The 1,016-nt window shown below is 53.9% G+C and carries 1 protein-coding gene; it reads right to left on the reverse strand.

Annotation, left to right across the window (positions count from 1 at the left end):
- Positions 1-303 precede the first annotated feature (303 nt).
- A complete protein-coding gene (locus PQO00_RS20265) occupies positions 304-807 on the reverse strand; it encodes a hypothetical protein (RefSeq protein WP_274186678.1) in 504 nt (167 codons plus the stop codon).
- Positions 808-1,016: the final 209 nt, after the last annotated feature.

Here is a 1,016-nt window from a genome sequence, read left to right on the forward strand (position 1 = left end):
ACCGTCCCGGCACGGGCTGCGTTCCTCCTTGTATATTTTTTAAAACGGGCCCGTCCTAACGGCCGTCCCGTTCGTTCCTTACCTTACTTTCATGCCGCCCTGCAAGGGCACTGCCCGTAAAGCACGAGCCGTCCCAACACTTTTTAGCAGATTAGCTTGATTAAAAGGGAAAAGATGATCCGGATTGGTCAATCTCTCTAAACTTGACCAATCTAAGGGCCTTCTTGTTCCCTTTTTATAACTGTTTTTAATTCCTTTGCTTTTTTATGTCCTCCTCCTCCATGTTTTTTTGGCCCCCGTACCCTAACCGACCCGCAGGTCCCTGAAAAAGTACATGCCCCTTCTTAGCCGAGATATGTCGCCGCCCCTGTTCTGGTACTCCAGCACTTTCTGCCCTGCATTGTTGTATATCCTTATGAGCTTTGAGCCCGAAACGTCCTTGACGTGCATCATATAGCCTATGGCGCTTGGGCCCGTAGGGACCTTTTGGGACCCTTCACCTTCGCCGTCGGGCAATGCCCGGAAGGCAGCCACCGGTAGGCCGTCGAGTTCCATGGCCGGTGCCCTTACCGTAAAGGAAACGGCGCCGGTACGATCTGGGCCGGAGGGGCCCCGGTCCGGGGCACTGTCCCTTGCCAGGCCCAATGGGGCGAACCTGAGCCCGGAGCCTCCCGATAGGGTCACGGTCACGGTGATATCATCGGCGGTATCCGTATCCGTACCGGGCCCGAACGGCATTTCGTGGCCACCCCTCACTTTGGTCTGGGGGCTCGTGCCGATGGTGCTGATAAGATCGTATGTCTTCATGGCCGGGGCTGTTTGATCGTTAGTTTATATTGTTCGTTATATGTTCGTTTATGTTTTTTGCTGCGCCGGGGCCGCCTGTGTGCGCTGCCCTACTCAATGGTCAGTGTCCTTTCCTTTATGTTATAGCCGTTGATGGAACCGGTCTTTTTAATGGCCGAGAGGATCCCTTCTATCGAAAAGTCCCTTTTGAACGTTCCCACGAACATTTC

Source organism: Flavivirga sp. 57AJ16 (genome assembly GCF_028736925.1).
GTDB lineage: Bacteria > Bacteroidota > Bacteroidia > Flavobacteriales > Flavobacteriaceae > Flavivirga.

Excerpts from the sequence above, each read along its gene's own strand:
- PQO00_RS20265 (WP_274186678.1), bottom strand. The coding sequence starts at position 807 with ATGAAGACATACGATCTTATCAGCACCATCGGCACGAGCCCCCAGACC.